Origin of the sequence: Rossellomorea orangium (assembly GCF_019334305.1) — a bacterium.
Classification (GTDB): domain Bacteria; phylum Bacillota; class Bacilli; order Bacillales; family Bacillaceae_B; genus Rossellomorea.
Genome location: NZ_JAHWGH010000012.1, coordinates 165,994 through 191,647, shown reverse-complemented (window position 1 = coordinate 191,647; position 25,654 = coordinate 165,994). Strand labels below are relative to the sequence as shown.

The window sequence follows — 25,654 nt, the reverse complement described above, 5'->3', positions numbered from 1 at the left end:
AAGGAACTTCAATAGTTAGAAGTTCCTTTCTTTTTCAGTTATAAGACCCCAGCAAGAGGCCATACTACATCTCGAAAAAGCGATCTCTTTCGACTTTACATACACGTAATGCAAAGTTTTGGTACCATTCTTTTTTCCCTCTATCCTGCGCTACTTGATGAGCAGAATGTTCCTTCCAATTCTTTATAGCCTCTAAAGATTCCCAGTAGGAAACAGTGATCCCCAGTCCTTCATCCCTGGCACTCTCTACTCCTAAAAACCCTTTCTGCTGAGACGCTAACTCCTCCATTTTTCCCGCCATCGCCCCATAGCCTCGATCATTCTTTGTTTGTTGTGAAGCGAATATTACAGCATAGTATGGTGGTTGAGGAGTTTTGGCAATTCTACTCAAATAAAATCCCCCTTCAATTACTGCACTTTTACTTAATTTAATGATTGTAATGCTTCAGACAATTCGTTTTGAACCCTTTCATCTTTACCAACACAAAACACCAATACATTATGCATCTCATATACCTTATATTCTACTAAATCATAGGTTGCTGTTTGCTCTTCAAACTTTTGAATTCCCTTTTCAAGATCATGAGTTGACGAAAAAATATAAACGGATAATGTCTCACCCTCCATATTAAATACTTCAGGAGATACACCATTTAATTTTTTTATAAAGACGTTCTCTTTTGGTAAACCCGATGATTCTTCTATTTCCAGCCCATGGTTTGTGATGACATTTGTTATATCTTCCAAAGTGAGCTCTTTATTTTTCGGAGAAAATTCTTTTACTTCTGGTTGGCTGCAAGCACACAGTAATAATATGAATAGTACAGAGATTAAGTTTTTATTGATTACATCTCACCCCCACATCAAATTCTGGTTGAATTTACTATCAGTGCTTTGCATTCCTTCTTATGTAAGCTAAATCTGCAAAAGGATTCAAATCATCGCTTTTTCTAATATCCTATTAATAAATTCTGTCTTACCCAATGTATACGATTTCCGATCACTTACTGTCCTGGTCAAGTTCCTTTTGACACTTTCATACTCCATTACCGCCTCCGGATTATTACGCAAATAATCTCTGAAGGCTAAATGCTTTGCTAGTTCTATACTGTCTTGGTTACATACATAAAGATGATGCTGCATCCAATGTGTATCGGTTTCATTCCACGGAGTAAAGATGTCCTTTCTGCCAAAGGCTTCTCTACCTTCAAAGCTCCATTCTTCTTGGTGAAGGTATCCGATTTTTTCAAGTCCCTTTATTACTTCAGGTAAGGAATCATCACTGGCTATGACAATATCGATGTCCAAAATCGGCTTAGCGCCTAGGCCGTGAATAGACGTGCTTCCAACATGTTCGATCTCAATGATTAAATCAGGTAAAGCTTTACTAATCACAAGTTTGATGGCTTGAAATGCTTCTGACCACTGTTGGTTATATGGGACAATTTCTACACCCACCTGCATCATCGACCTCTCCTACAATCAAACAAATCTAAACATATGAATGTCGTCCACATATGTATGTTCATCCACCTTCATTTTTTTTACTTTACGGCCTTCCTCTATAGACATAGCCGAGTTTTCAAAGATACATATCCGTTAAAGACTTATTCCGAATAAATCCAAGGTTTTCATAAAGCTTAATCGCATAATTATCTTTTAAGACAGAAAGACGGGTAGCCGGGTATTCTTTACCTGATACGTTGATGGAATGGGTTAATAGGTATCGTCCAATGCCCCTATGCTGGTGTTCAGGGTCAACAACTAAGCTCATGATAAGGGGATACTCTTCGAACTCCATATGCAAACAGACCCCAACAATGTGGTTGGTGCTCTGATCGACAATCACTCTTGAGCACTCATCCATGATTTTATTGTTTTTATGATCGTCTAAGAATTCCTTTACATGCGGAATATAATCCTCTTTGGTTCCAATTTGTTTATAAGCCGGATTGGCTTTATAGGCTTTCACCAGTAAGCTTGCTATATCTTCTATATCTTCATGTGAAACAGGTTTTGACAGATAGCCTTCAGGAAGGATTACCTTTAATGGTTCTGTCGGACGAATCATCCAGTCATTCACTTCATTGATCTGGCATCCATACTGTTCATAGGTTGGTACCTGTTCTTCTACAACCTCTCTAATGGTGATCTTCTCTTCGGTATTCGAGACCTTTTTTAAATAGTTTAAGAGCTTCTGTACTAACCCTTCATAATCATTATAGGGAGGAACAACGAATAAATCGGACATGAAATTAGGTTTTAGGAATACACCGCCAATGGTGATTTCATCCTTCATGATGAAATATCCGCAGTCAAAGATGGATGCAAGTTCGATCAATGTCTCAGGTGACCTTCTAAAATAGTAGTCTGCGTACTTTTGTCCGTGATAGATGGAATGATATCGAACGAATTCTTTGGGTGGTTGATAGACTAACTGGAATCCGTCTTCTAAATCTATATGTTTATTTATTGCTTGAACTTGTTCATTCATATATGTACCTCCACTTAACATTCCATACTATGAAGCAACCAATGTTCTTTCTATTCAGTTATCTGAATTCAAATACCTCTCCACAATCAACCTCCGATGATGAAGCTCATGCCCGGCAATGATGTACCCAATCGCTCTGGCCGTCACTTCTCCTCCATTTGCCCGTCCTCTCTGTAATAAAGCTTCATCATCCATGCTTCCTAAAAGGAGAATGGTGTTTTGACGGACAAGAGATTGATGATGCAATAGTTCCTGCAAGGTAAACCGATTGAACTTAGCCATTTTCACATACTCGTCATCATGATAGCCCGGCAGCATCTCCTTTTCCCCTCTACCAATACTGAGAAGGCGGTAGCACATAATACGTTCGGTGTCTGTTATATGACCGATGACTTCCTTGATTGTCCACTTGTCGGGAGCATAGCCGAACTCTGCATCATCTTCGCTTAAATCTTTTAATAAATTCATCGTTTCATTTTGTTGAGCGTCTAGAATCTGGAGCAGATCTCCTTCTGGTACATGATTCACATATTCTTTATAATACTGTGGATATTCGTTTACCTCTGGTCTTTTAAGCATAGCTTCTACTCCCTTATTCATTTCATCTCTATACCAATTATTTCAAAAAAAGTACATTCCTACAATCCCTTTATTCACTAGACAGGTATTGATATATCAGCCCTGTGTAAATGATAAAGGTGCATTTCAGTATGAAGAAATGCACCTTTTCGCTCTTAATACATGTGTTATTCAGTTCTCTTCGACCGTTCGTTTATGCTTCTCCTGGATGATTTTCTTATTTAATATTCTTACTTCCCCCACCATCAGTAATCTCATATCTTCTACGATGTAGTTGGCCAGTTCTTGATCAGAGATGTCATCTCCATCAAGATCAAGACGAAAATCCTGCCCCTGAATACCACCGCCGTTGGTAAAATCGATTTCAAAGTCAAACTGGACCCGCTTATCCATTTGAAACCTCCTGTATGCTCATATGTGGTGGGACGCTTGAGATGAACGATTGCAGTCTTACACCAAACAGCTGAAATCCTTCACCATATCATTGAATTTCTCTTGTTCCTCAATATGAGGGGAATGATTGCTATTCTCGAAAATATAAAATGTTGAATTTGGCACTAGATGAAAGATTTCTTCGGAAAACACAAACGGGCATTGGGCATCATGCCTCCCACAGAAAATGATCGTCGGAGTGGTGATGTCCGAGATGGTTCCTCTAATATCATACGTAGGAAGTTCGGTCTTAGAATAATAATCCAGACGTTTTTGAACCACTTTGCCACTGCTCGGCTTGGCGAAGTATTCATCGTATCTTTCCGGATCATGCAAGGACATTTCCGTCCACGTCTTCCCTGCCTGCCGGCGTTCTTCTTTGGTTGCCTCTTCAGAATAAAGGACCGAAACGACCTCTTTCAAACGGTCGTTATCAGGGTTCTTGTCGCAATAAATACTGTCCTGGTGCTCCGTGTATTCGTTTGTAGCGGAAGCTCCGCCTACAATCAACCGCTTCACGGAATCCGGATGATCAGCGGCATAGTGCAACCCGAGCATCCCACCGGTTGAATGACCGGCAAAGTTCCAGTGATCGTACCCGAGAGTATCGCGAATCGCTTCTAAATCTTTGCTTGTCTCACTCATGCTCAGCTCATCTTCGTGCTTCACTTCAGTGGAATTCCCTGTTTCTTTCAGGTTCACAAGATACACTTTAAAATCTTCCACGAACCTGTCAGCGAAATGGTAACCGCGCTCATTAAACTCACTATATAGATGAGTCACACATAAAGGTTCCCCACTCCCCGCTTCAAAGATTTCGAAAACCCCTCGATTTGTTTGGATCAGCTTTTGTTCCCACATATATTTTTCCCCCATTCTGTTTTGTCTGTATCGATTTTTTGATTTTTTTGGGTAATTTATCTTATACACTACTTATTAGACGGAAGCCAAAATGGAATAGTTTCAATTATTCTGTTAACTTCGTTTTATTTTAAAATTGGTACAATTGCAGATCGTCATCTACTTTATTTAGAACCGCTATTTGAGTCGACCCAAGCGGGTGTTGTAGTCATATATACGTCTAAAGAAAGAAGAAAGTTTCGAAAAAGGAGAAAATTCCGAGAAGGTAGTCAGAGGGGGAGGAGAATGGATTTTTAACTTGAATGTAGTTATAGTATGGAAGATTTCAAGTAGGTGACAGGAAAAAATTCTCACCTTAACGTGTCCGACTTTCACAATAAGGTCTTTCATTGAATTCAGTCAAAGATAGAGGAGGAAATAGAATGTTGAACTATTCAGGTGTGACCTTCCAGGTTCGAGTCACAGATTATCAAGAAGGTTTTAAATGGTACAAAACACTATTCAACCGCGATCCAGACTTTATCCCGCATGAGGATTTTGCCGAGTGGGAAATCGTGAAAGATACCTGGCTCCAGGTGGCTAAAGGAGAACCGGCGAAAGGAAATGGTCCTATGCGTTTAGGGGTTCAAGATATCTATTCCGAACGTGAGAGATTAATGAAAACACTGAATATGAGGATGGAAGAAGTCCAGACCCGGGAAGGAGTTCCTGCTGCCTGGTGTTCGTTCAGCGATCCGTTTGGTAACGTAATCGGCCTTTTTGAAGAATTAAAGTCTTAAGAGCGGGATCACCCGCTCTATACCTGTCCCCCTAAACGGCAGGACCTCACTGTCTCAACAAAACGGAGGGCAGCCGGAGGAAGGGACTGCTCACTATCCAGACTCACTAAGGCGATTTCCCTGTATAATTTCGGCATATCTTCTGGTTCGAGCCGAACCAAGGTCCCCTCTTCTAAATGGGATGAAACCATAGACTCTGTTAGAAGCGCGGTTCCACCGGAATGCAGGACAAATTCCAATGCAGTAGCAGGAGGCAATTCGATGGAATCTCCACCAAATGACATATGGGTTCTCTGCCAATGCTTACTCTCCTCGCTCCAATCGGTCAGGATGTAGGGTCTGCTTTTCAGAAAAACATCTTCGACCCCATACCTTTCACTCTTCAATGCCTGATTATGACTGGCTACTAAGATCAGAGGTTCTTTTATCGTATAAAGCTTTTTCAGATCTTTATTGAAAAACGGAGAAGTGATCATCCCCATTTTGATGCTTCCATCATAGAGCATGTCGATGATTTGCTGGTTATGGCCGGTGTGGATGGCTATGTGGATGTCTGGAAAGGCGTCATACATTTTCCTCACGATTGAGGTGAAATGTCCCGATGTGAAGGTTGGAAGGGTTCCAATGGTGATTTCCCCTCTTTTTCCCTCCTTTATTGACAGTGCCCTTTCCTTCCCTTTCTGCAGCACTTCAAGAGCCTGCCTGGCATAAGGAAGGAATCCTTTCCCCAAATCCGTCAGCACCATCTGTTTCCCTTCTCTGACAAATAGATATCCCCCGACACCTTTCTCTAACTCTTTTATCCGCAAGCTGACAGTAGGCTGTGATACGTCCAGGTATCTAGAAGCCTTACTGTATGAACCAAGCCTCGCTACAAGCTCAAATGCAATCAGCTGATTGATTTCCATCCTGCTCCCTCCTTATCTATAAAAATATTTAATAGTAACTATAAATGAAATAGGATTGTTTAATAGTTATAAGAAAATTATAGTGGAAAGACAGAGTGAACAAAAGGAGGGATTTACGATGAATGTGAAAGAAACATTCCAACAGATCCTCGATCATCAGTACAGCCGGCCAGCTGGAATCCTCGGCTGGGTGATCGGGGAAAAAATGATCCGCCAGCATAAGCCTGAAACGCTGTGGACCATTGAAACACTACAGCTTCAGGAGAATGAACGGATCCTTGAGATTGGATGCGGGGCAGGATTTGCATTGAAACAGATTGCTTCATTGAATGATGGTCACACGATGACCGGGTTAGACTTGTCAGAAACCCTTCTCCAGTCAGCTGCATTACGAAACAGAAAAGCCATCACCCAAAACCAAATGGAGCTAGTTCACGGAACGGTTGAAGAAATGCCTTTCCCAAATGAACAATTTACAGCGGTATTCAGTATCCATTCCATTTATTTTTGGGAGGATCTGTTCAAATCTTTTCACGAAATAAACAGAGTGCTGACTCCTGGAGGGACCGTCCTGATGACACTTTGCGATGGAAAAGACGGGGAAGACTGGGGTTCAATCAAGAAGATGATCAGGGATGAATTGCTTCCCTTAATGGAACAACTGAAGTTTAAGGATTTTTGTGTACTGGAAGGACCCGTCTCGCGTGGGTATCATACGGTGGGTGTGTATGGGGTGAAATCTTGATGGCTTCTTAGTAGATATGGGAAAATTAAGGGGGGTATCATTGTACCAAAGTACATGTCCCCTTGGTTCCCTACAAATCAATCCCCATCCGCCTGACTTTGGTCTTAAGATTCATTGACTCATAGAACTTTATAGCAGCTTCGTTAAATTCCCACACACCGAGTTCCAATGAGTCCGCTTCAATATCCTTTGCAAACTCTAAAATCTTTTCAAAAAATATCTTTCCTAGTCCTTTTCCTCTGTAGGCGTGATCGACACCAAAGTCGTCCATGTATACAACTTTCTTTGAAACAAGGATGGGTCTCTCCTCTGTGTGCTTTATCGTAATAATTGTATAAGCGATCGTTTGATGATCTTCCAGTAAGAATACCTTTGTGTTATCCTCCTCGACCAATCGGCTAAAATACGCCTCATCTAATGTGGTTTCAGCCATTCGATAATGGTCCGGCCTTTCCTTTGTATGCATTTCATGAACTTGTTTTTGAATGTGATGAACCGCGTCATAATCATTTACAGTTGCTTCTCTCATTAATACATTCAATATGCTTCCCCCAGTTAATTAATTTAGAGTAATCTTTATTCCTTACGTTAAAAATATAAAAAGAATATCCCCAATGAAATACAATGCCGGTAAAGCACTGATGATTAACCCCAACACTGCTGATTTTCTAATAAAAGAAAGAACAGAACCGATGATCCATACTCCTATAATGAGGAGAAAGCCAGGGTAAACAAATGTATAATCTGTATAATTCTCTCCTAACCCTCCACTTGCCATAAACAGAGTAATGGGGATCGTGATGACTCCCGTTATGACAAGATGAAAGATCCGATATAGTCTAAGATTCATCGAATCCCTCCTCTACTAATCTTTTACCTTTTATTAAACCGATCCGTCGATTCCTCTAACATCTCATCATCTAATTCCTCAACAACCTCTTGTGTTCCGTCTTCCATCACCATCTTCACTTCTACATCCTTTTCATCACTGACTGCATACCAAAACCGTTTATCACCTTCCACCTCAATGATGTTAGCTTTCTCTCTTCCTGCAAATACTTCCTTAATCGAAGAATCACTGATTGCCCCGGAATAGATATATGGTTCCTGATGCATGGCGGACCATTTGACTGGAGTATTCCACTCAGCTCCTTTTGTCTGTCTCCATTTCCACTCTCCATCCTCTTGTTTAAAATAGGCGATAAAGATTTGCTCACCACGGGAATTGTTTTCTGTAAATACGGCAATGGCATCGTTCGATTGGATCACATCTTCCTCTTTGTGAACGAGAGAATAAGAGTAACCCTCTTCCTTATCACCGCCCTCTGACATTTCCTCCATCTTTTGGTGGAAGAAGTCTTCAAAGGTGGGGGGATTAGAACATGCAGATAATAGGGCGATGAGTGTGAGTATAGTAAGGGAAACAATCTTTCTAATAATCATCATCCTCTTTTCTAAATCGTGTTTCCTTGCAAAGATTTTTCATCATCTTGATTTAAGTCAATGAAAGTCTTCCCCATTCACATTACAATCTTTATGAAAGTGATTGGGAGGAGGTATTATTATGAAAGTAACGAATCAAAACATGCAGCAGAAAGCAGCCATCTTCTCAGGTATCGCATTGCTTGTGATGACATTTGCTGCATTTTTTGCTCAAGGGTATGTTCACAGTTCATTGGTCATGGATGGTGATCCGGCAACCACATATGAAAACATCCATGCATCACAATCTTTGTTTTATCTTGAGATACTTGGGTGGCTAGTGATTGTCATCACGGATGTCATCGTAGCATGGGGTTTCTATATGTTCCTTAAACCCTTCCATCCTGGGTACGCATTGTTAGCCGGTTGGCTTCGTTTGCTTTACACAGCCATTCTGGCCATGGCGGTTTCACATCTGGTAATTGCCAGTCGGATGATTCAGGAACCAGTCTTAGGCATGGCACAGCAGGTGATGGGTTCCATCACAGCATTTGAAGCAATCTGGTCATTTGGATTAATCATATTTGGGCTCCATCTGATCGCAGTAGGTTTCATCGCAACAAAGACAAAAGTGATCCCAAAAGTGCTTAGCATTCTATTGATTTTAGCTGGCTTCAGCTATTCGCTCATTCATTTCCTGTACGGTTTTATCCCAGAGGTTAATCGTTTTACAGGACTACTGGAGCTGATTCTCATGGCCCCGATGTTTATCGGTGAATTGGGTTTTGGTATATGGTTATTGGTAAAAGGAAGGAAATTGACAAAACAATCAAGGTGACTTGGCTTCCGACCGTTTCTTGATACGACTTAAAGATTCCGGCTTGATTCCCAGGTAGCTTGCCAGCTGGTACTGGGGAACCCGGTCAATTAAATCCGCACTTTTTTCTTTCAAAGCATGATATCGCTCTTCTGGTGTCGAAGAGATGAAGGAGGAGAAATCATCCCTCATAGCACCCATATCTTCTTGCATCATTTTGCGTGTCATCACCTCTAACACCGGATTCATGTCGTAAGATTCCTGCTCAGTCGCTAAATCACCTACAACAAGCGTACAGTCTTCCAAACAGCTGAGGAAGTATTTTGAACCTGCATCCGCACCATGCTGATGAAAGATCGTGATACTTTGTTCTTCCGTAAAGAAATTGACCGTATTCTCAACCCCATTTTCATTTACAGCGTACTGTCGTACACACCCTTTTAGAACAAAATAACACTTGTCGGGAACTTCTCCCTGATGTAAAAGGATCGTTCCTTTATTAAACGTAGCAACCGGAACATCTACTGTTAGTTTTTCCAGCTCCGGTTCACTAAGATCGGAAAAACGTTTCATATATTGGATAAGGACTTCTTTCATGTCATTCTCCTTCCTTCGTACTGTATTTATGCTTTAACTATAGTAATATTTTACATGTATAGAAGTGGAAAGAAAGCCATGCAAGTGAATTTCTTTAAAATGATGAACATGATAAAAAAAATGAATAGAATGGTCATCTTCATTAGTAAACTGAATAAACGAAGGTGTAAGCTAAATTCTGTAATTCTTTAATAAGGAGGAGATACGTTTGGACCTGTTTTTCTTTATATCTGTCATCGTAGGTATGACGTTTATCTTTTTATATTTTGTGATCCGATATGACTTAAATAAGAAGAAAGTAGAGCTGGAACAAAGTAAAGTAGAACTGGAAAAGATGAAGTTACAACTCAACAAAGAGCGTCAAGAACAAGAAGAAGAGGAGCGTTAAACGGACGCTCCTTGTAAAAGACCATTCTTATACATCAGCTTATACAGCGGTAGTATTCTGATGGTCTTTTTCAAAAAGTAAAATGCCATTCTAATCGTTATAAACAAGTTTAAACCTCACCAGGAATGGATTCAGCAGAGAACCTGCCAATAGCAAAAGAAGCCCAATCATAAGATTTAATGCAATGTTATAAAATGGTGTAAGTAACTGAGTAAAGAGGATCATGGGCAAAATCAAAACAATACTATTCGTGAATCGCCCTTTTAAAGTCATACAGTGCTCTTGACCACAGGAAGGACAGCAGAGCGGGTTAAATATCGGCCCCCATAGATATCGGTAGATCTTCTTCCTCTTGAATTGGGTGTGACAGTTCTCACAGTGCTGCAATATTGAATTCCCCCTTTGAGCATACTATTCTTGTTATCTAAGGAATTTAACAATATATCCATTAAGTACGTTTTTTTCAATATAAGAAAAAGCTGAAGACTTTAAGAGCATTCAGTAATGACTTTAGATTTGGGTTCAATCACTTCAACAGTGCTTTCCTGAAGCCAAATGCACAATTTCATTAATGACCGAATCAACTTCTTTATGATCCCTAATTACAAATAAATAATCTGCTTCCCCATCTTCAGGATTCACAACATCTTTATTCATAGAGCCGCCCTGTTGACTGATAAGTACTTCTTCAAAGCTGGAATATGATCCCCTGAGAATATTCTTATTCCGCTTGCTGTTCCTTACTCTTTCTTGAAGAATGTCATCCGGGATTTCAAAGTGAACCAAGATACGGACAAACTTATCTTTATCATATATGTCTTCCAGCAAATACGTTCTCCCTTTTCGCGTGCGATTGGCACTGCAGGCGATAATATGGCAGTCCGTGTGCTCTTTAGCGTATTCCACAATCACCTTAGAGATCGAATGCTTTAGAGTATTAGGTCCCTGTTTTGGTAATAGATTTTTATAATATGTATTTAGAAAATCAGCCGTATTGTCCTGGTCCATTAATAATGAATTCTCTAAACTGCTTTCTAGCGCTTTTGCAAAAGTCGTTTTTCCGCTATGTGTTTTACCTACTGTGATAATAGCTAATCTCTTCATGGATCCCCCTGTTTTATAACTGAAAAATACGCCAGCAGATTATTACATCTTATCGTTTTCCTGATCTCCCAGAAGTTTATCTACCTTTTCTTCTACTCGTTTCAGCCGGTTATTTCTTTTCCATAGAACAACTACAATTAGAATAATGGCCACTGGAATGGCCAAAAAAATGATGAAAGAAATTAACTGAAAAATAATATCACCTGTATTGATAGTGGCTGTTGATTGTGCTGATGCTAGTAAAAACATAAACCCACTCCCTTAGACCTTCTCCCTTAATTGAAACCTCTCTTAATTTCAGTTCCAATTATCATGTCAATGTTTAGTTCATATTTTTCGCAAGTATATGTATCAATCCCTCAGCTGCATCTTTTTTGCTGGCGTACTTCTGTGGTCGTTGAGATTTTGATACGATATAATGCTCTGCTTCTTCCCCATAAAGTGAACCTGTTTTATTCGCAACCATATATTCCGCTCCGGAAGTCTCCATTCGGAGGTTCGCCCTCTGGAATAAATAATCCGGATCATCCGTATGCTCTAACTTAAATCCGACAAGTAACAGGTCAGGATTCCATTTCTTAATTTGTGACAATACTTTCGGTGCCTTTTTAAAGTGAATAATTGGAGGTTCGTCACTGGACATCTTTCCTGTCTCCAGTACCGGATTCCCTTGTTGATCCAATACTTTATCAACCACCCAATCTGATCCGGCAGCTGCCATGATCACAACGTCTACAGGTTCAGATTGTACAATCGTTTTGATTTTTTCTCCTAAATCCTCAATACCCTCGAACGGAATGAGTCGCATTTTAGGATGATGTTCGGGGAGCTTTGCGAAATAGCCGTGTAAATAAATCACCTCTGCCCCCTGTTTCAAAGCTTCTTCAGCTAAATAACACCCTATCGCACCTTTTGCTAAATTAGTGTGTCCTCTGACATTATCCCACTTTTCAAGCGTCCCTCCGCTTGTTATTAACATCTTTTTTTCTTTTAGATTCATAGATACACCCACTACCTTATGCAAATTTTATCTATTAGGGAGCTGACCTGGCCCACGGTACCTCATTTTCCTATAGATCACCAATCAAAGGTAATAGATAAGACCAATCCCCATTATAATCATGCCATAAACGATAAATCCCATCCCGTTCCATCCTCTGATAAAGACAATACCTATAACATAGGATAGATAGCCTGCTATTGAAATAGATAAGGGAATCACGAACCCTCTTTTACTTTTCACTCTAAAGAAATGAATGCTAATCAATATCAGAATAGCTGTCAGCACTGCTACCGAAATGACCGCGTCTCCATAGTAATTCCACCAGATAGAAATCTCCTCCTTTTTAAAACTGGCATTTTTTCACCTACAGAATCCAAAATTGAAACACGGTTATAACCGCAGTTAACATCAAGACCATTTCAGCTATTGTTAAAATAGCTTGTTTAGGGTATTCACTATATCTTAATTCGAAGAATGCTCTTACAGAGTAGTCCACTGCGAATAACACAACGACTCCCAACAGGTAGACATTCGTAAAATCTCTATTATTTATCATAAGAACGGCTAAAGTCATTACAGTCAGGGCAGTAAATACTCTCACCCACTTATCAACTTTACGATGTGTCTCATTGATATGATTATAGGAAAAGGGGTTTCTTTTTATTTTTTTCAGCTTAAGAAATTTTCTTAATACGTATTTAACGGTTGTGATCAGAACAAATATCATGTTAGCAATTGATATAAATTTCACCCAAAACATAATATCCCCCCTATTACACAAATAGTCTTCAACTCTGGACCAATTAATCCTAAATCACCCAAGAACTTATTTCATTCTAATAATATGCCTTACACAAAATTCTAATAATTTCCACTTTTATGGTATTATATGTATAAAGAGCTTTTCAAGATGATTTATTAATTATTGATGCATTTCATTTACCGGAGGTGGGTTTTATGGATTTTTTGTCTTGGTATGACTGGATCACTCCAACGAATCCTTTAGCATCTATCGTGTTTGGACTTCTCTTTACATTTATCGGAGGAATCACGGTTTGGTTGAATACGAAACGTGTCAGAACGGTGATGGTCGCTGCCTTTACCGGAATAGCGGTAACGGGCATTGGAGTCACCATTTTAAATATCATCGGTTTTTATACATGAGACTTGTGGACCTGACGGTATAAAAATAGATAAAAGAAGAAGAGCAGAGCGGTGCATCCCCACCCTGCTTTATTTACCGTTTTTTCCTTCCGCGAAGAAAAATCTTCTGAATAAGAGAGGTTTTATGCGCGACGTGTGTAGGGTCTTTTTGAACCTTTATGACTTCCCAAAACCCATCTTTCTCTGAAGGGTCGACTAATATATCCAGACCAAAATAAAGACAGTATTCTTTCATATCCTGATAGTCAAAGAAGTTGGAATCTTCCTCTGCTAAAACCACGGTGTGATTCACTGGGTCTTTTTCAAAAGAAAGCGGCTCACCATATTGTTCTATGCCGTCATACCCCTCACCTACATCAAATTTTCGCAACAGATGGCCCTCTTGGAATATGTTCAAATGGTAAGTATCAACGGTACTCTGACCTAAGGCATGAATAACCTGCGTATTGAATCGAGAAGAAAGGGTGGAGGTCAACTCCATTAACTGTTCATATGAATCATGTAAGACTGTTACCCACTCCTCATGCAGGTGGCATAAAGCAAATTGCGTCGGAATGGCATGATCGAACATCGGTAAAGACGAATCTTGATTTGAAAGGATGATTGGCTTACGGTCATGTTTATCCTCTAGCCATTCGATCAAAGCAGCTTTTACTTCATTTACCTTGTCTGTTTTAATGTGAATGTGGTACATGGCAACTGACAAATGCATCCCTCCTCATAATTCCAATTATTTCAAATAGTAAAGTTTTACTCAAGGAAATTTTTTTCAATAAGGAGGGTTCATCCAAATCAAAAGGATCATTCGTCTTTTACTTTATGGTTTCAGCGACATCACACAGGATGGATACGTATTGATTGGTTGGAAGGTCAGAATAATTCCCAGAGCTGATAGATAGACGGAAAAATTCCGCTTATTTAGTCCTTACTATTGAAAAAAGCTGAAATAGACGGAAAAATTCCGCCTATTCATTCTATAAATACATCTGTAGGTGATTTTACTGTGCATAAGCGGAAAAATTCCGCTTATTTACCCCCAAAACAAGTCATCTTCTGAATATAACCGGAAAAATTCCGCTTATTTACTTTTGCCAGTTCTTCTATAAAGAGCAAGACAACTTTATATAATTTGATTAGAATGAATCGTATACAAGTAATAATGAAGAGGCTGGGACTACTCTCACTTCCCAACGACATACACTCCATTAGGATCCCTTTGACGGGAAGTCACTAATCCACTCATCACTGCCTGGTGGATCGTAGTAGTTTCTCCTTTTCCTACATGTATATGGTTCAATGGCTCGTTAAATAAGCAGAATATATCATTCTCAAATTTTCCATCTTTCATGATTAACTCTAATTCTTCCATTCTAGCAATAGCCGGTGTGCCGTCAATCGCATCTTCACGGCTTTGGAGTTCAATTCTGAAACCGTATGGTGTTCCGATAAAGGTTCTCCTTTCATTACTATTCACTTTCCAGTTCATGGCTTCGGCTCTTTGACATATCTCATCAAGTTCCTCTGGACTCACCAAGAAACCAATATGGTCAAACATCACTCTCTTACCGTATCCAAAGGTAATATTGATAGCCCCTTTCCTCGCTTCGATGATCCTGAACGAGATTCCTTTATCCCGAAAGTCATCCCACTCCAAAGGGGGATTGAATGTCTGAAAATCACCTCGAAACTTCCCAGTGCGAAGTGAAATTCGAAATCCATTCTTCACATAGAACTTTTCTGTTTCTTCTACATGGGGCGTCCAGAAATGGTAATGAAATAACATGACTCATCCCTCCATAAAAATGCTTCGAATGCTCCCTTTAATGTATCAGTCGTCCACTCCAGCTTCGTCCTTAATCAGAATGAAATCCACCTCATCTTTTAGTCGCAGGTAAGGGAATTATGAGTATTCACTGGCTAAATAAATTCAGGTGCAACCCACAAAAGATCATACCTGGCAGTAGGACTATACAGTTAAACGATTTTGAACTTCCCTTAGGAACTCCCCTAATACTCCCGTATATATATCAGGTTTTTCCTCATGTACCAAATGCGACGCAAACGGAATGACGCACACATGCACATTTTCATGCATGGTTTGATACTTAGCAGCAGTCGATACTTCTGCCTGATTCCCCTCGCCCACCATAAATAGAATCGGCACAGTAATGGAACCTAAGTCGGACGTATCATCAAAAGGGTACCAGTCTTCGTCTCGAGCCATATAAATAAACTGTCTCCAGTCCGATTCGTGTTGCAGATCCAATTGACTGGTGAATTCTGTATTTTCCAATAATTCTCTTTGGAATTGAACATCTTGAGCATGCATTTCCTTCCAATTGTCCGGCTTATCAGAAGTAATTCCAGACAAGGTTAAGCTTCGTAATCGGTCAGGAAATTTCTTTGCAAATCGTAAACCCACTAATCCCCCTAGTGAGCACCCTACTACATGCACTTTTTCAACTTGTAAATGATCCAATGTATCTCTCAAATCATCCGCAGCGTCTTCAAAGTAATTGCTGAAGTCATGACTTACCGACTTTCCATGTCCTCTTAAATCGGGAACTATGACTTTCCTGCTTTGTTGAAGTGCCTCTCTTTGCTTCACAAAATCAGTCGTTCCGGCTTGTAACCCCGTGTGGAGAAAAACAACAGGTTCCCCTTCCCCGTATACTTCAGTATGTAAAATCATCTAACAATCCTCCCTTTAGTAAAATAAATTAATCTAACCAACATAATGAATAACCAACCGGTATAATGCCACACACAGTCCTAAGACACAGGCTTTCATTTTGGCTGGATGTTTTCTTTTACTAAATAACAAGTAAAGGAAAATCACCACAAACCCTAGAGGGAACCACAGCTCGAAGAAACCTTCTTTTGTATCTCTAGAATAGATTGGACCAATATGCGTGCTGATCAAAAAGTAAATAAAAATGGAATAACGACGTGTTTCTAATTGTTTACTCCACCTGACTAAGAAGAAAAAGATGATAATGGCTATAGTGGTAGTTAATAAAAATTGAAGAGCCAAAGGAATGGGATTTAATTCCACTCTGAATATCCCTCTCTTTCTAGAATTCTTTCCTTCAATTCCATATCGTTACTACCAATTATTTCAAAAACTATTCATCCTTACAATGATTTTATGACACAAAAAAAGCGCGATGTACATAATCGCGCTTAATTGTCGCTCTAGCCCCATTGTTTAACCCTCTATTATTTCTCTTTTTGATAAAACCTCCGCACCTTCGCTCGATTCCCGCAATCGGCCATGGAACACCACCGCCGGCTCCGGTTCCTGCTCGTATCGAAGAATAACCAGCCGCAAGGGTCACCTTCACATTGTTTGACCCGCTCCAACTCATTTTTTGAAACAAGCAAGTCTACAGCGGATTGCAGAATGGGAGGCAGCATCGCATCCAGATTTTTGTCTGGTTGATTGAACTTCAACATGAATTGATCTTCAATTGGGATGATTTGCAACGATTGATAGTAATGGCTCACATATTCATTGAAGCGTGCCAGATCCTGCTCATTCGGCGAGGTTTTCTTTGAGATGCTCTTGAATATTCTATACATCACTTCCCGCAGTTCAATTGCTTGCTTCAGGACTTCTTCTGCTAGAGAAGGATTTTCCCCGGCTTCCACAAGAAGATTCTGTGCCTGTTTGGCAGTCAATACTTCGGCATGAATCGACCAGTCGACCAATTTGGCGTAATCCTTAAACCAGTCCCGCCTTTTCTCCGTACTTTCCCGCCAACTGACGGTATTGATGAAATCCATACACAGTCGTTCTCCGACCATCATATAAGGGTTTGTTTCCGACATAATCATGACTCCTTTACTCTAACCATCATAATACATATTGACAGTTAGAAACAACCAGCGTAAACTTATAACCAGCTAAAGTGTTTTAGGTGGTTAAATTCAAATTCAGGAGGTTTTAAAATGGAAAATGCGATGTTGGCAGCTGTTAAGACGTTGTTGAAGGAAACATTCGAAGGACCTGAAGGAAATGGAAGCTGGTACACGGAATCGAAGCCTGGCAGTGGATTGTTCGGAACACTTGACGGATTATCGGCAGAAGATGCCTCGATCCCGGTCCATGGTACCACCATCGCCGCACAAACCGATCACACCCGTTATTATATATGGGTGGCAAGATCTTACATGAGTGGAGAAGTCCCCGACAAGGACTGGGAAGCTTCATGGAAAATCACAAGCGTAGACACCGACACATGGACACAATTCACCTCAGAACTTCAACAAGAATACACCGCACTGCTCACAACCATCGATTCCCTGACCTCCTTTGAAGAACAGACCTTTTCAGGCATGCTTGGAGCAATCGCCCACTCCGCTTACCATCTCGGTTCCATACGACAAATGGTTAAAGCGATTAAAGTTCCGAGTCAGCCCTAATTTTGAAAATGAGATATTAATCCGTTTGGAAAAGGAAGAACCCGCCGTGGTATTTTTGGCGGGTTTCTTTATTAATAGATTAGATGATTGGGAGCCCACAAACGAAAAATAAGCGGAGATTTTCCGGTTATATTTAGAATGGTACCTATTTTGGGTAGAAATAAGAGGAGGTTTTCCGGTTAAATAAAGAAAAATCGATTATTATTGTTTCTATTGAGTCAATAGGCGGAATTCTTCCGGCTATTTCATCCTTTTTTAGAAATAATCTCTAATTAAGCGGAATTTTTCCGTCTATTGTTCAGCTCTCGAACTCAACCTGACATTCCAACCGACATAAGGCTATTAAAAAAGGTATCCTAAAGAAGAAGCCATAACCAAGGAGGAACAAACCATGAAACCAAGAATCACCGTACTCACTCTCGGAGTCGATGATCTGGAAAAATCACTTGAATTTTATCAGAACGGTTTACATCTCCCAACTGAAGGGATCATTGGGCAGGAATTTGAAAATGGCGCTGTAGCTTTCTTCGATTTGCAAAACGGAGTGAAACTGGCCATCTGGGAACGAAAAAGCTTAGCGAAGGAAGCCAATGTCCCCCTCTCTCCCAGAAGTCCCTCTGAATTCACGATCGGACATAATGTAAGCAGTAAGGCAGAAGTGGATCAGGTGATGCGAGAAGCGGAAACCGCAGGGGCGAACATCACCGATCCAGCCAAAGAAACCTTTTGGGGAGGATATTCTGGTCACTTCCTGGATTTAGATGGACATTTATGGGAAGTCGTGTGGAATCCACATTGGGATTTAGAGGAGTAACATTGCTTGGCAAAACCAGTTCAATTAGATTGTGCTGGTTTTGCCTCTAAATAAGAAGTTATCTTACACTTTTATACGTAACAAGAAAAGGTGTTACCAAAGTACCAACCAAAAGTATGAGCATTCCAATTCCAAACGTTAGAACAAAATTCTCGAATGGAGATAGGAAATTAAAGAACAATATTGCAGGTAGTATGGTGCAAAGCACAAAAGCTAGTCTTCCACGAATGGTTATGTCGTGCTCCGTTCCACAGTTCGAACAGTGGATAGGTTTATAGGTCCAAATAAACGATTTCATAATCTTTTTCCAACTAAATGGGGTCTGACATTTATCGCATTTTTGCAAGATTAAATCACCTCGATGCTAAAAATCTTTCATGATACTTTTTCAGATGTCACTGCCTCTTTCTCTTCCTTTTCATATAACAAGTAATAAATAGACATACCCGTTAGAATCATAAATGTCAGAGTAAAGATAAGGTTTTGCACTAAAAATGAAAGGCATAGTACATTAAATAACATGAGAATTATTGTTATTACTTTCGCTGCCATATGACTCCTCCTTTGATCTGGCAAACTCCTGTCTTTAAACGGAAACAGGAAGCCAGTGCATATCTTTATTAGGTAAGTTCATATTCCCGAATAAAATCAAGGGTCTTTTCAAACAGTTTCGGTTGGATATCTGAATAGGTAAGGCTGGTGGGAAGGTCTTCAAATAATTCAACTTCACTAATCTCTGACTCTGGCAATGGTCCGATTTCTTGTATCCTGCCAAAATATAATCTTCCAAATGTGTGAGAACCGTCAGTGGAATATTCGCAAATTGGAATAATATCAGCTTCTCTACAACCAGTCTCCTCATATAACTCTCTCCTGGCTGCTTCCTCTATTGCTTCACCCTCTTCTCTGTGGCCACCAGGAATTTCCCACGATGTTCTCCCCTTATGTCTCACATACATCCACTTTCCTTGATAACTAGCACATATTACTGTGAAAGATAGTTCCGTTTCGTTTATCGCATCTACATCATAAAAATGGATGACCATGACGTGTATCACTCCCAATAACAAACTTGCATTCTATTATCATCTAAATCGTAAAAATCAAAATATGTATTGTCTCCATCATCGTTTATATCAGTTACCTTTATGCCTTTCTCTTTTAGCTTTAAATAGGTATCTTTAATGTTACTACTGAAGAAAATAGGGTAAATCGAGCTCTCTTTCGAAGATACGTTTCCTTCTTCAATCGTGAACGGAACCCCGCCATTTCCAACAGTAAATATTTGATAGCCCACTCCACTAAATGACACGTTAAACCCTAATTCTTGGTACCACTTACTTGACTGCTCGAGGTTGCTCACGGTCAAACAGATTGTGTCTATTCTTTCAAACATGTAGATACACCCCTTTTATTCATTAGCTTACTCCGTTCAATAAAACGACCAAACAATCAGATTAAACGATTCTGCCAACTTCCGTAAAACCGTCGGCACTGATCCGTCGTCATCAATATAGTACACTTCAGTCACAATCAGAACACAAAGGGCAAGCACAACAGCTACAACCATCAACACCGTCCATAATTTGCTGTCTTTATATCTTCTTACCTTTTGATGCTTCTTCTGTCTGTACATGCTTTGTAGCATTCGCTGGCGCTGATTTTTATCTTGTTTGTCAGCATTCATCGGTTTTCCCTCCATACTGATAAAGGATTTAGAAATCACGACCCGATTGATTTACCCGACTAGTGCTTGCCTTTTCGTGGGTTTTGACTCATTGAAATGTCGTCCTGTACAGATCAATTAGGTGTAGTATGAAAACACTCACTCCGCTCAGGAGGAAGAAATAAGCTAAACCCCTACTTTCCTCCCACTGGTTATATGCTTGCATGAACGAAATGAATGCCACAAAAAAGCCCATATACAACTGAAATTTGCTTTTCACCATGCCCCTCATTCCTCACAACATCATGGCCTTCAATGGCTCTAATTCCAATTATTCCAAATTAATCCATCATACTCAAGGGAAACTTTCAGACAAAAAGGGCTTATCCTCCATGGATAAGCCCCTTTCGCACTATTGCTCTTTCAACACCGAATACTTCCGATAAGCCTTATAATATACCCCAGCCAATAATACAAACATAAAAGCAGGGAACAATTTCAGCAGAACAAACGGCGTTTCAAAGAGAAATGCTTTCCAAAATAAATCATTCTCCATACTCCAAAGACCGTCATGATATAATCCCGGATCTCTGTAGTACCTAAACGAGTAGATGAGAAAAATCATGCCAAACCAAAAGGAATAGCCCATGATTCGTTTATAATAGTGACTCTTTGATTCTCGGTCAGAGAAAATTTCATCTTGGTTATCACTCTCTTTTTGCCAATACCGTATGCCACTCATCCAGTATCCTTTCAGGTACCTCCAGCCGAAATCCTCATAGATCCCCTTATATTCCTCCAGCTTTTTCTTGGATAGATAATCCTGATAGTCCAGTCTCATCACAAAATTCTTGTCTGTCTTTTCGAAAGTGTACACTCCCAGTCCACTGATGTTTGTGCACCGATAGCCTTTTTGCAATTGCTCGTTCAGCCAGTGTTCTTCTTTTTCTATACTGATAAACCATTTAAACTTCTTCATTCGCTTCACTTCCTTCATACAAGGATACGATATGCAAGAGCCTTTCCTGCTCCAGGTTCAAGATGGCATTTCCTTCAGATGTAATCTGATAGATTTTCCTCCGGCCAGAATTTCCAACAGGTTCAATCCACCCATGTTTATTCAAGTTCTCTATCGCACCGTATAATGTGCCGGCTGCTAACACCACGGTGCCTTTGCTCATTTCTTCGATCTTCTGCATGGCGGCGTATCCGTGGAGCGGCTCACGCAGTGCCAGTAAAATATAGTGCATCGTTTCAGACAATGGTAATAATTTATGTTTCATGTTCTCACCCTTTTATTCAGTTCAACTATATAGTTCAGCTTACTAACAATTTAATACAGTTCAACTGAATAGTCAACCATATTTTAGAAATCCCATTAAAAAAAGCCAATTTCCTTTATGTTCGGAAATTGGCTTGATCCTACCAGTGCGCTTGCAGTTTATTACCATCTGGATCATAAAAATGGAAAAAGGCATGACCCTCATCTTCTTTAATCTCATCGACCTTCACCTCGTGATCCTTTAAGTGTTGATGAAATTCAGCCAGCTTGGGACTTGTAAAGCCAATACTGAATTCCTCTTTCTGATTCACTGTAAAATGGGCAAAGGTTGCATCTTCTGTAGGGATGAGGATCAGTAAGAACGGTCCTTCATTTATTTTTAAAGCGGCAAGTTCCTCGGTTACGTTTAATAATTGGAGACCTAATATATCTCGATACCATTGTGCTGACTGTTCTACATTCTTAACTGGAATTCTAATATAATGTACTTGTTCAATGAATGATTTACTCAAATCCTTCTCTCCTTTATACTGGTCTACCAAGTAGTTCGCTTTCAGTATCCCCTTCTCCTTTAAATCCCCTATAAAATTCCAAATTTCCAGTCCCTTAGTCCGTCCTTTTGCTATCATTCTCTTCTTCAGGATCTCTCACTTTACCGTCCAGGATATCGTCTAGAGGAGTGTATTGATTACTGGGGAGTTTCTTTCTTCGAATAGCTCTAAAGATAATAAATGCAGGTATGGCAAGATAGACGACAAATGCAAGCCCCATTGATAATACCTCTTGAATGCTATTGATGATTTCCACCTTACACTTTACCTCCCTTATAGAATGAGAATGTGAACCGCTCCCACCATATGCATATACAATCCAGTGAGAGATAGAACCGTCCCCAGGAGAAATGTCCAAGGGTTGTCTTCTGTTTCTTTATCAAAGGTCCAGATTGTCAGTAGAGCCACTGTCAACGTGACGATAGGGAAAATGACGTATTGTGGTCCAAATGCGAATGAAACCCCGCCAAAGATGAGGACAAAAATTCCATAGGGATTAGCATTCTTAATATTATCAATGTATTCTTTCTCAGCAGTCGAGAAACCTTCATCGTCATAGGAGTAAAACACTTGCTTAAATCTATTAAGGAGGTTGACGATCTTTTTAAATCCATTCATATATTCCTGTTTCAATCCCTTCCTTTGCACCCTAATTCCTCTGATATTTCATAACTTAAGTAATCGTAAATGGAATAAAAAAACGCCTGACATTACAGCACATACTCTATTTTTTCCGATAGGACTTCATGCTTAAATGACCCCAATCCTCTTTCAGATCATCAAGATGCACAATACTCCATGCATTAAAAAAGGTCTGCCCACGCTTGTTAAAGAAGAACTGACCGTCAATGCAGTAAGAGGCGTGTTGAATGATCCCGTCTGCATTTTCCCACGTCACCACATCACCTGCTCGCAACCCTTGAGAGGGGATGACATGATAATCTTCAAGTGCTAAACGTTGAAGAAACGTTTGAGGGTGGACCCATTCATGTGCGATCCATTCCTGCTGGGTGATGGCGAAGAGAGTTGCTGACAAACAATTGCTTCCCGCTCTGGATGGAAAGGTGTTGGCATACCTTCGTAAGTGTTGAGGGGTTTGAGCCGGAACATCATAGCAATTCCACTCCTCCCATTCTTGAGCAATTTCTATTATGAGGTCTTCCTTGCAACGATAAGAAAGTTCTTCCCACATCGCTTTATGAAGGACAACATACCCCTCTCCATTCACTTTGACAACGTTGTCACGAAGAGATGAAATGTCTCCGGAGAAGTCAGAAATGGGATGAATCAATCCCCTTCCCACTTCCACTTGAATATGAAGTAGCTCGATCTTCTTTTCCGCTGGTAGATGATTCACCTAGCCTGGTTGTGTCACCAGTACATAGGCAACGTCCTTTGATAGATTCCAATACTCATAGCTGTTCGCAAATTGAACCTGCTTATAAGATGAATGGTTTTTGAACTCTTCGTGGGGAATGACCAGGGCATTGTCTATATATTCTTTAAAACTAGTAAGATTGGTCTCCGGGAGAAAAAAGAGGTCTTTATCCGGTACATAGGTATTAACCCATTCTTTTATAGTGTCAGATGTTGGCTGGAGCTTTCTTTTCATTTTCATCACCTCTGTTGTTCATCCTCTACGAAATTCTAGGACAAGTCCATCTCCAATTTGAGAAGACTGTTTCAGCAGCTCCTTGTTGGCAGGATCAATCCAATAGTATTGAAGGGTCTCTCCAAAATACGTTTTCACCTTCCAGGCATCAACAAAATCGTCAAGTCCTCTTTTAACACGCTCTGACTCGACTACTTGAATATGAATATCGACTTCTGACTCGAGCGTTGCATTGAAACCATTCAATTGCAGGGAGTAACCGGACTTCAACGGCAACACACGCAATATAAGCTCCACGGAAAATGTGTCAACGCAGTCTCCATGTAGTTTGATTGTTTTTTTACTATTCCCCATCGAGATATGTACTCCTGCCTCGTCATATTCGGCTTTCACGAGATGACTACCATTTGAGTAATCGGTGAATGAAATGGGTTTACACGTTGCCTTTTCCATTATGGTAATGCCTTTTCTGTCACCTAAAACATCGGAATTTAATGTTTGCTCTCTCTCAATGGCTTCACGTCCATCGATACGAACAAACTTTATCTTCTCCGTAGTAACACCAACCTTTTTTTCTCTTCCGTTCTCAATAAGATAAATGTCTTTTTCATCTTCTGTTTCAACCAGTGCCTCTGCACTTATTCTCATTGATTGTCCCCTACTCTCTCTCATTCCCCAACCCCATTTTTCATCTAATCTCCTCCGCCAGCTCTAATATAATCCCCTCAGGACCACGAACGTAGCATAATCTGTATGTATCTTCATATTGCTGAACCTCACTAAAGGTTTCTGTACCCTTCTCTTTCAAATGGGCAACCATGGTGTCAAGATCCTCAACAGCAAAGCAAATATGGCGGATACCCAACGTGTTGGGATGCGTTTGCTGAATACCGTTTTCATCGGACGGTGTTATATATTTGACGAGCTCTATCCATGTCTGACCGTCCGGCAATCCCATTCCTACGCATGACGTTTTCACATCTTTCATACCAACGACCTTGTCCAGCAGCTCACCATCCATCTCCCATTCGGCTTTCACCTCAAGTCCTAAATCCACAAAAAACTCTTTAGTCTTTGAGAGATCGTTTACGTTGATACTGATATGATCCATTCTGGTGATTTTCATGTTTTTTGACCTCTTTCACAATTAGATTCAACCAAAGTTCAATATCTGCTATTTACCAGTCCTGACTAATGTAATACCAATTATTTCAAATCATTAAATAAAACTCAATGTTTTTCAATTGCGTCAAAAAATCCAGTGGTGTTTCCTATATGACCTAGGAAACGAACTTTTAGCAGGTCAAACAAGATTTTTGTCGAACGTTATACTTTAAGCGTAGTATGAAATTCAAATTTTGGAGGAGAAAACGATGGCAGAGGTCTTGATGTTCCACCATGTTTTAGGCAAAACGAAGGGAATAGAAGCAATTGCAGATCAACTGAGGGATGCAGGGCATATTGTGCACGTGCCGGATTTATTTGATGGCCGCACATTTTCCTCATTGGAAGAAGGCCTGGGATTTGTTAAAGAAATCGGATTTGAAGAAGTGACGTCGCGTTGCATTCGGGCAGCCGGTGATCTTTCGCAAGATGTCGTCTATGCTGGCTTTTCACTTGGTGTCCCGGCAGCACAGCAGCTCGCTCAAACACGTGAAGGCTCAAAAGGCGCACTGTTTTTCCATGCCTGCCTCCCGACCTCCGAGTTCGGAACTCCATGGCCAGCTGACTTACCTGTGCAAATTCATGCCATGAATGCTGATCCCTTCTTCGTTGAAGACGGTGACATCGACGCGGCTCGTGAACTGGTGGAGTCGGCCAATCACGCCGAACTTTTTCTATATGAGGGTAATGAACATCTCTTCACCGACAGCAGCATACCTTCTTATGATGCTGAGGCGACGAAGCTTGTGATAAAGCGGGTTCTTGACTTTCTCGCATAAGTCAACAGGGAGCACGGGGACGGTTCTCCTGCTTCCTTTTCGTTTGAAGCAGCAAAAGGACCCCATTC

Annotated in this window: 43 protein-coding genes; 8 read left to right on the top strand and 35 right to left on the bottom strand. The window is 40.3% G+C overall.

Annotation, left to right across the window (positions count from 1 at the left end):
• Positions 1-64: 64 nt before the first annotated feature.
• The 7 genes from KYJ26_RS07530 to KYJ26_RS07500 form a co-directional block, all read right to left on the bottom strand.
• A complete protein-coding gene (locus KYJ26_RS07530; protein WP_219166665.1) occupies positions 65-391 on the bottom strand; it encodes an antibiotic biosynthesis monooxygenase family protein in 327 nt (108 codons plus the stop codon).
• A 32-nt stretch (positions 392-423) separates the two neighbouring features.
• Positions 424-747 (bottom strand): hypothetical protein, encoded by a 324-nt coding sequence (locus KYJ26_RS07525; RefSeq protein ID WP_219166664.1) that lies wholly within the window; start codon positions 745-747, stop codon positions 424-426.
• Positions 748-933: 186 nt separating this feature from the next.
• Complete coding sequence (locus KYJ26_RS07520) at positions 934-1,464, bottom strand: GrpB family protein (RefSeq protein WP_219166910.1); 531 nt, start codon at positions 1,462-1,464, stop codon at positions 934-936.
• Positions 1,465-1,582: 118 nt separating this feature from the next.
• Complete coding sequence (locus KYJ26_RS07515) at positions 1,583-2,494, bottom strand: GNAT family N-acetyltransferase (protein ID WP_219166663.1); 912 nt, start codon at positions 2,492-2,494, stop codon at positions 1,583-1,585.
• A gap of 54 nt (positions 2,495-2,548) precedes the next feature.
• Positions 2,549-3,073 carry a DinB family protein gene (locus tag KYJ26_RS07510; protein WP_219166662.1) on the bottom strand — a complete coding sequence of 175 codons (525 nt, stop codon included), beginning with the start codon at positions 3,071-3,073 and terminating at the stop codon, positions 2,549-2,551.
• A 171-nt stretch (positions 3,074-3,244) separates the two neighbouring features.
• Positions 3,245-3,466 (bottom strand): cyclase, encoded by a 222-nt coding sequence (locus tag KYJ26_RS07505; RefSeq protein ID WP_219166661.1) that lies wholly within the window; start codon positions 3,464-3,466, stop codon positions 3,245-3,247.
• Between the two features lie 57 nt (positions 3,467-3,523).
• Positions 3,524-4,366 carry an alpha/beta fold hydrolase gene (locus KYJ26_RS07500; protein WP_219166660.1) on the bottom strand — a complete coding sequence of 281 codons (843 nt, stop codon included), beginning with the start codon at positions 4,364-4,366 and terminating at the stop codon, positions 3,524-3,526.
• A gap of 422 nt (positions 4,367-4,788) precedes the next feature.
• On the opposite strand from KYJ26_RS07500, the gene KYJ26_RS07495 reads away from it, so the two are divergent.
• Positions 4,789-5,145, top strand: a complete 357-nt coding sequence (locus tag KYJ26_RS07495; RefSeq protein WP_219166659.1) for a VOC family protein — start codon at positions 4,789-4,791, stop codon at positions 5,143-5,145.
• A 17-nt stretch (positions 5,146-5,162) separates the two neighbouring features.
• Here the strand turns inward: KYJ26_RS07495 and KYJ26_RS07490 are convergent, their stop codons facing one another.
• On the bottom strand, positions 5,163-6,053 hold the full coding sequence (locus KYJ26_RS07490) for a LysR family transcriptional regulator (protein ID WP_219166658.1): 891 nt from the start codon (positions 6,051-6,053) through the stop codon (positions 5,163-5,165).
• Between the two features lie 118 nt (positions 6,054-6,171).
• On the opposite strand from KYJ26_RS07490, the gene KYJ26_RS07485 reads away from it, so the two are divergent.
• Positions 6,172-6,798, top strand: coding sequence for a methyltransferase domain-containing protein (locus KYJ26_RS07485; protein ID WP_219166657.1), 627 nt, complete (start codon positions 6,172-6,174; stop codon positions 6,796-6,798).
• A gap of 70 nt (positions 6,799-6,868) precedes the next feature.
• Here KYJ26_RS07485 and KYJ26_RS07480 read toward each other — a convergent pair whose 3' ends face one another.
• Genes KYJ26_RS07480 through KYJ26_RS07470 form a run of 3 tightly spaced genes read right to left on the bottom strand, consistent with a single transcriptional unit; the run spans position 6,869 to position 8,244 of the window.
• A complete protein-coding gene (locus tag KYJ26_RS07480; protein ID WP_257474922.1) occupies positions 6,869-7,339 on the bottom strand; it encodes a GNAT family N-acetyltransferase in 471 nt (156 codons plus the stop codon).
• A gap of 42 nt (positions 7,340-7,381) precedes the next feature.
• The gene (locus KYJ26_RS07475; protein ID WP_219166656.1) at positions 7,382-7,648 is read right to left on the bottom strand and encodes a hypothetical protein; all 267 of its coding nucleotides are present in this window, start codon (positions 7,646-7,648) and stop codon (positions 7,382-7,384) included.
• Positions 7,649-7,671: 23 nt separating this feature from the next.
• Positions 7,672-8,244 carry a hypothetical protein gene (locus KYJ26_RS07470; protein WP_257474921.1) on the bottom strand — a complete coding sequence of 191 codons (573 nt, stop codon included), beginning with the start codon at positions 8,242-8,244 and terminating at the stop codon, positions 7,672-7,674.
• 118 nt (positions 8,245-8,362) lie between these two features.
• Here KYJ26_RS07470 and KYJ26_RS07465 point away from each other — a divergent pair, with 118 nt between their 5' ends.
• Entirely contained in the window at positions 8,363-9,058 is a 696-nt protein-coding gene (locus KYJ26_RS07465; RefSeq protein WP_219166655.1) for a DUF4386 domain-containing protein, read from the top strand.
• Here the strand turns inward: KYJ26_RS07465 and KYJ26_RS07460 are convergent.
• A complete protein-coding gene (locus KYJ26_RS07460; RefSeq protein WP_219166654.1) occupies positions 9,050-9,634 on the bottom strand; it encodes a Crp/Fnr family transcriptional regulator in 585 nt (194 codons plus the stop codon). The two genes, KYJ26_RS07465 and KYJ26_RS07460, sit on opposite strands and share 9 nt — an antisense overlap.
• Before the next feature lie 208 nt (positions 9,635-9,842).
• Here KYJ26_RS07460 and KYJ26_RS07455 point away from each other — a divergent pair, with 208 nt between their 5' ends.
• Positions 9,843-10,022: a hypothetical protein gene (locus KYJ26_RS07455; RefSeq protein WP_219166653.1), complete on the top strand. Its 180-nt coding sequence runs from the start codon at positions 9,843-9,845 to the stop codon at positions 10,020-10,022.
• A gap of 90 nt (positions 10,023-10,112) precedes the next feature.
• On the opposite strand, the gene KYJ26_RS24355 is transcribed toward KYJ26_RS07455, so the two are convergent.
• From KYJ26_RS24355 to KYJ26_RS07430, 5 genes are all read right to left on the bottom strand, one after another.
• Positions 10,113-10,409 (bottom strand): TIGR04104 family putative zinc finger protein, encoded by a 297-nt coding sequence (locus KYJ26_RS24355; RefSeq protein WP_219166652.1) that lies wholly within the window; start codon positions 10,407-10,409, stop codon positions 10,113-10,115.
• A gap of 144 nt (positions 10,410-10,553) precedes the next feature.
• The gene (locus KYJ26_RS07445) at positions 10,554-11,126 is read right to left on the bottom strand and encodes an ATP-binding protein (protein ID WP_219166651.1); all 573 of its coding nucleotides are present in this window, start codon (positions 11,124-11,126) and stop codon (positions 10,554-10,556) included.
• A 42-nt stretch (positions 11,127-11,168) separates the two neighbouring features.
• Positions 11,169-11,375 carry a hypothetical protein gene (locus tag KYJ26_RS07440; RefSeq protein WP_219166650.1) on the bottom strand — a complete coding sequence of 69 codons (207 nt, stop codon included), beginning with the start codon at positions 11,373-11,375 and terminating at the stop codon, positions 11,169-11,171.
• Between the two features lie 73 nt (positions 11,376-11,448).
• On the bottom strand, positions 11,449-12,126 hold the full coding sequence (locus KYJ26_RS07435; protein ID WP_219166649.1) for a phosphopantothenoylcysteine decarboxylase domain-containing protein: 678 nt from the start codon (positions 12,124-12,126) through the stop codon (positions 11,449-11,451).
• Between the two features lie 367 nt (positions 12,127-12,493).
• Positions 12,494-12,889: a DUF4181 domain-containing protein gene (locus KYJ26_RS07430; protein WP_219166648.1), complete on the bottom strand. Its 396-nt coding sequence runs from the start codon at positions 12,887-12,889 to the stop codon at positions 12,494-12,496.
• A gap of 197 nt (positions 12,890-13,086) precedes the next feature.
• Between KYJ26_RS07430 and KYJ26_RS07425 the strand changes: the two genes are divergently transcribed.
• Entirely contained in the window at positions 13,087-13,293 is a 207-nt protein-coding gene (locus KYJ26_RS07425) for a hypothetical protein (RefSeq protein ID WP_219166647.1), read from the top strand.
• A 73-nt stretch (positions 13,294-13,366) separates the two neighbouring features.
• Here KYJ26_RS07425 and KYJ26_RS07420 read toward each other — a convergent pair whose 3' ends face one another.
• The 4 genes from KYJ26_RS07420 to KYJ26_RS07405 all read right to left on the bottom strand — a co-directional run bounded on the left by KYJ26_RS07420 (position 13,367) and on the right by KYJ26_RS07405 (position 17,124).
• Positions 13,367-13,999, bottom strand: a complete 633-nt coding sequence (locus tag KYJ26_RS07420) for a hypothetical protein (RefSeq protein WP_219166646.1) — start codon at positions 13,997-13,999, stop codon at positions 13,367-13,369.
• Positions 14,000-14,473: 474 nt separating this feature from the next.
• Entirely contained in the window at positions 14,474-15,076 is a 603-nt protein-coding gene (locus KYJ26_RS07415; RefSeq protein ID WP_219166645.1) for a VOC family protein, read from the bottom strand.
• Between the two features lie 183 nt (positions 15,077-15,259).
• Positions 15,260-15,985 (bottom strand): alpha/beta fold hydrolase, encoded by a 726-nt coding sequence (locus KYJ26_RS07410; protein WP_219166644.1) that lies wholly within the window; start codon positions 15,983-15,985, stop codon positions 15,260-15,262.
• A 527-nt stretch (positions 15,986-16,512) separates the two neighbouring features.
• Complete coding sequence (locus KYJ26_RS07405) at positions 16,513-17,124, bottom strand: CGNR zinc finger domain-containing protein (protein WP_219166643.1); 612 nt, start codon at positions 17,122-17,124, stop codon at positions 16,513-16,515.
• A gap of 120 nt (positions 17,125-17,244) precedes the next feature.
• On the opposite strand from KYJ26_RS07405, the gene KYJ26_RS07400 reads away from it, so the two are divergent.
• Both KYJ26_RS07400 and KYJ26_RS07395 read left to right on the top strand, forming a co-directional pair.
• Positions 17,245-17,718, top strand: coding sequence for a hypothetical protein (locus KYJ26_RS07400; RefSeq protein ID WP_219166642.1), 474 nt, complete (start codon positions 17,245-17,247; stop codon positions 17,716-17,718).
• A 391-nt stretch (positions 17,719-18,109) separates the two neighbouring features.
• Positions 18,110-18,532, top strand: coding sequence for a VOC family protein (locus KYJ26_RS07395; protein ID WP_219166641.1), 423 nt, complete (start codon positions 18,110-18,112; stop codon positions 18,530-18,532).
• A 58-nt stretch (positions 18,533-18,590) separates the two neighbouring features.
• Here the strand turns inward: KYJ26_RS07395 and KYJ26_RS24350 are convergent, their stop codons facing one another.
• The 14 genes from KYJ26_RS24350 to KYJ26_RS07325 all read right to left on the bottom strand — a co-directional run bounded on the left by KYJ26_RS24350 (position 18,591) and on the right by KYJ26_RS07325 (position 24,769).
• A complete protein-coding gene (locus KYJ26_RS24350; RefSeq protein WP_219166640.1) occupies positions 18,591-18,878 on the bottom strand; it encodes a TIGR04104 family putative zinc finger protein in 288 nt (95 codons plus the stop codon).
• Positions 18,879-18,907: 29 nt separating this feature from the next.
• Complete coding sequence (locus KYJ26_RS07385; RefSeq protein WP_219166639.1) at positions 18,908-19,084, bottom strand: hypothetical protein; 177 nt, start codon at positions 19,082-19,084, stop codon at positions 18,908-18,910.
• A gap of 68 nt (positions 19,085-19,152) precedes the next feature.
• Positions 19,153-19,578: an NUDIX hydrolase gene (locus KYJ26_RS07380; RefSeq protein ID WP_219166638.1), complete on the bottom strand. Its 426-nt coding sequence runs from the start codon at positions 19,576-19,578 to the stop codon at positions 19,153-19,155.
• A gap of 8 nt (positions 19,579-19,586) precedes the next feature.
• The gene (locus KYJ26_RS07375; RefSeq protein WP_219166637.1) at positions 19,587-19,928 is read right to left on the bottom strand and encodes a VOC family protein; all 342 of its coding nucleotides are present in this window, start codon (positions 19,926-19,928) and stop codon (positions 19,587-19,589) included.
• Positions 19,929-19,964: 36 nt separating this feature from the next.
• Entirely contained in the window at positions 19,965-20,219 is a 255-nt protein-coding gene (locus tag KYJ26_RS07370) for a hypothetical protein (protein ID WP_219166636.1), read from the bottom strand.
• 391 nt (positions 20,220-20,610) lie between these two features.
• Complete coding sequence (locus KYJ26_RS07365; RefSeq protein WP_219166635.1) at positions 20,611-21,177, bottom strand: DUF2812 domain-containing protein; 567 nt, start codon at positions 21,175-21,177, stop codon at positions 20,611-20,613.
• Positions 21,164-21,481, bottom strand: a complete 318-nt coding sequence (locus KYJ26_RS07360) for a PadR family transcriptional regulator (protein WP_219166634.1) — start codon at positions 21,479-21,481, stop codon at positions 21,164-21,166. The genes KYJ26_RS07365 and KYJ26_RS07360 overlap by 14 nt, the downstream gene beginning before the upstream one ends.
• A 139-nt stretch (positions 21,482-21,620) precedes the next feature.
• The gene (locus tag KYJ26_RS07355) at positions 21,621-21,992 is read right to left on the bottom strand and encodes a VOC family protein (RefSeq protein WP_219166633.1); all 372 of its coding nucleotides are present in this window, start codon (positions 21,990-21,992) and stop codon (positions 21,621-21,623) included.
• Positions 21,993-22,086: 94 nt separating this feature from the next.
• On the bottom strand, positions 22,087-22,287 hold the full coding sequence (locus tag KYJ26_RS07350; protein WP_219166632.1) for a hypothetical protein: 201 nt from the start codon (positions 22,285-22,287) through the stop codon (positions 22,087-22,089).
• A 17-nt stretch (positions 22,288-22,304) separates the two neighbouring features.
• The gene (locus tag KYJ26_RS07345) at positions 22,305-22,664 is read right to left on the bottom strand and encodes a cell division protein FtsK (protein ID WP_257474920.1); all 360 of its coding nucleotides are present in this window, start codon (positions 22,662-22,664) and stop codon (positions 22,305-22,307) included.
• Positions 22,665-22,755: 91 nt separating this feature from the next.
• Positions 22,756-23,388, bottom strand: a complete 633-nt coding sequence (locus KYJ26_RS07340; RefSeq protein ID WP_219166631.1) for a hypothetical protein — start codon at positions 23,386-23,388, stop codon at positions 22,756-22,758.
• Entirely contained in the window at positions 23,389-23,643 is a 255-nt protein-coding gene (locus KYJ26_RS07335; RefSeq protein ID WP_219166630.1) for a hypothetical protein, read from the bottom strand.
• A gap of 18 nt (positions 23,644-23,661) precedes the next feature.
• Positions 23,662-24,291 carry a DUF3108 domain-containing protein gene (locus tag KYJ26_RS07330; protein WP_219166629.1) on the bottom strand — a complete coding sequence of 210 codons (630 nt, stop codon included), beginning with the start codon at positions 24,289-24,291 and terminating at the stop codon, positions 23,662-23,664.
• A gap of 40 nt (positions 24,292-24,331) precedes the next feature.
• On the bottom strand, positions 24,332-24,769 hold the full coding sequence (locus KYJ26_RS07325; protein ID WP_219166628.1) for a VOC family protein: 438 nt from the start codon (positions 24,767-24,769) through the stop codon (positions 24,332-24,334).
• Positions 24,770-25,016: 247 nt separating this feature from the next.
• Here KYJ26_RS07325 and KYJ26_RS07320 point away from each other — a divergent pair, with 247 nt between their 5' ends.
• On the top strand, positions 25,017-25,586 hold the full coding sequence (locus KYJ26_RS07320) for a dienelactone hydrolase family protein (protein ID WP_219166627.1): 570 nt from the start codon (positions 25,017-25,019) through the stop codon (positions 25,584-25,586).
• The last annotated feature ends 68 nt before the right edge of the window (positions 25,587-25,654 follow it).

What these genes read in the sequence shown, in the direction of transcription:
- KYJ26_RS07520 (WP_219166910.1), bottom strand. Translation starts at nt 1,464, where the DNA reads ATGCAGGTGGGTGTAGAAATTGTCCCATATAACCAACAGTGGTCAGAA.
- KYJ26_RS07515 (WP_219166663.1), bottom strand. Translation starts at nt 2,494, where the DNA reads ATGAATGAACAAGTTCAAGCAATAAATAAACATATAGATTTAGAAGAC.
- KYJ26_RS07510 (WP_219166662.1), bottom strand. Translation starts at nt 3,073, where the DNA reads ATGCTTAAAAGACCAGAGGTAAACGAATATCCACAGTATTATAAAGAA.
- KYJ26_RS07505 (WP_219166661.1), bottom strand. Translation starts at nt 3,466, where the DNA reads ATGGATAAGCGGGTCCAGTTTGACTTTGAAATCGATTTTACCAACGGC.
- KYJ26_RS07500 (WP_219166660.1), bottom strand. Translation starts at nt 4,366, where the DNA reads ATGTGGGAACAAAAGCTGATCCAAACAAATCGAGGGGTTTTCGAAATC.
- KYJ26_RS07495 (WP_219166659.1), top strand. Translation starts at nt 4,789, where the DNA reads ATGTTGAACTATTCAGGTGTGACCTTCCAGGTTCGAGTCACAGATTAT.
- KYJ26_RS07490 (WP_219166658.1), bottom strand. Translation starts at nt 6,053, where the DNA reads ATGGAAATCAATCAGCTGATTGCATTTGAGCTTGTAGCGAGGCTTGGT.
- KYJ26_RS07485 (WP_219166657.1), top strand. Translation starts at nt 6,172, where the DNA reads ATGAATGTGAAAGAAACATTCCAACAGATCCTCGATCATCAGTACAGC.
- KYJ26_RS07475 (WP_219166656.1), bottom strand. Translation starts at nt 7,648, where the DNA reads ATGAATCTTAGACTATATCGGATCTTTCATCTTGTCATAACGGGAGTC.
- KYJ26_RS07470 (WP_257474921.1), bottom strand. Translation starts at nt 8,244, where the DNA reads ATGATGATTATTAGAAAGATTGTTTCCCTTACTATACTCACACTCATC.
- KYJ26_RS07465 (WP_219166655.1), top strand. Translation starts at nt 8,363, where the DNA reads ATGAAAGTAACGAATCAAAACATGCAGCAGAAAGCAGCCATCTTCTCA.
- KYJ26_RS07460 (WP_219166654.1), bottom strand. Translation starts at nt 9,634, where the DNA reads ATGAAAGAAGTCCTTATCCAATATATGAAACGTTTTTCCGATCTTAGT.
- KYJ26_RS07445 (WP_219166651.1), bottom strand. Translation starts at nt 11,126, where the DNA reads ATGAAGAGATTAGCTATTATCACAGTAGGTAAAACACATAGCGGAAAA.
- KYJ26_RS07440 (WP_219166650.1), bottom strand. Translation starts at nt 11,375, where the DNA reads ATGTTTTTACTAGCATCAGCACAATCAACAGCCACTATCAATACAGGT.
- KYJ26_RS07435 (WP_219166649.1), bottom strand. Translation starts at nt 12,126, where the DNA reads ATGAATCTAAAAGAAAAAAAGATGTTAATAACAAGCGGAGGGACGCTT.
- KYJ26_RS07430 (WP_219166648.1), bottom strand. Translation starts at nt 12,889, where the DNA reads ATGTTTTGGGTGAAATTTATATCAATTGCTAACATGATATTTGTTCTG.
- KYJ26_RS07425 (WP_219166647.1), top strand. Translation starts at nt 13,087, where the DNA reads ATGGATTTTTTGTCTTGGTATGACTGGATCACTCCAACGAATCCTTTA.
- KYJ26_RS07415 (WP_219166645.1), bottom strand. Translation starts at nt 15,076, where the DNA reads ATGTTATTTCATTACCATTTCTGGACGCCCCATGTAGAAGAAACAGAA.
- KYJ26_RS07410 (WP_219166644.1), bottom strand. Translation starts at nt 15,985, where the DNA reads ATGATTTTACATACTGAAGTATACGGGGAAGGGGAACCTGTTGTTTTT.
- KYJ26_RS07405 (WP_219166643.1), bottom strand. Translation starts at nt 17,124, where the DNA reads ATGTCGGAAACAAACCCTTATATGATGGTCGGAGAACGACTGTGTATG.
- KYJ26_RS07400 (WP_219166642.1), top strand. Translation starts at nt 17,245, where the DNA reads ATGGAAAATGCGATGTTGGCAGCTGTTAAGACGTTGTTGAAGGAAACA.
- KYJ26_RS07395 (WP_219166641.1), top strand. Translation starts at nt 18,110, where the DNA reads ATGAAACCAAGAATCACCGTACTCACTCTCGGAGTCGATGATCTGGAA.
- KYJ26_RS07385 (WP_219166639.1), bottom strand. Translation starts at nt 19,084, where the DNA reads ATGGCAGCGAAAGTAATAACAATAATTCTCATGTTATTTAATGTACTA.
- KYJ26_RS07380 (WP_219166638.1), bottom strand. Translation starts at nt 19,578, where the DNA reads ATGGTCATCCATTTTTATGATGTAGATGCGATAAACGAAACGGAACTA.
- KYJ26_RS07375 (WP_219166637.1), bottom strand. Translation starts at nt 19,928, where the DNA reads ATGTTTGAAAGAATAGACACAATCTGTTTGACCGTGAGCAACCTCGAG.
- KYJ26_RS07370 (WP_219166636.1), bottom strand. Translation starts at nt 20,219, where the DNA reads ATGAATGCTGACAAACAAGATAAAAATCAGCGCCAGCGAATGCTACAA.
- KYJ26_RS07365 (WP_219166635.1), bottom strand. Translation starts at nt 21,177, where the DNA reads ATGAAGAAGTTTAAATGGTTTATCAGTATAGAAAAAGAAGAACACTGG.
- KYJ26_RS07360 (WP_219166634.1), bottom strand. Translation starts at nt 21,481, where the DNA reads ATGAAACATAAATTATTACCATTGTCTGAAACGATGCACTATATTTTA.
- KYJ26_RS07335 (WP_219166630.1), bottom strand. Translation starts at nt 23,643, where the DNA reads ATGAAAAGAAAGCTCCAGCCAACATCTGACACTATAAAAGAATGGGTT.
- KYJ26_RS07330 (WP_219166629.1), bottom strand. Translation starts at nt 24,291, where the DNA reads ATGAGAATAAGTGCAGAGGCACTGGTTGAAACAGAAGATGAAAAAGAC.
- KYJ26_RS07325 (WP_219166628.1), bottom strand. Translation starts at nt 24,769, where the DNA reads ATGAAAATCACCAGAATGGATCATATCAGTATCAACGTAAACGATCTC.
- KYJ26_RS07320 (WP_219166627.1), top strand. Translation starts at nt 25,017, where the DNA reads ATGGCAGAGGTCTTGATGTTCCACCATGTTTTAGGCAAAACGAAGGGA.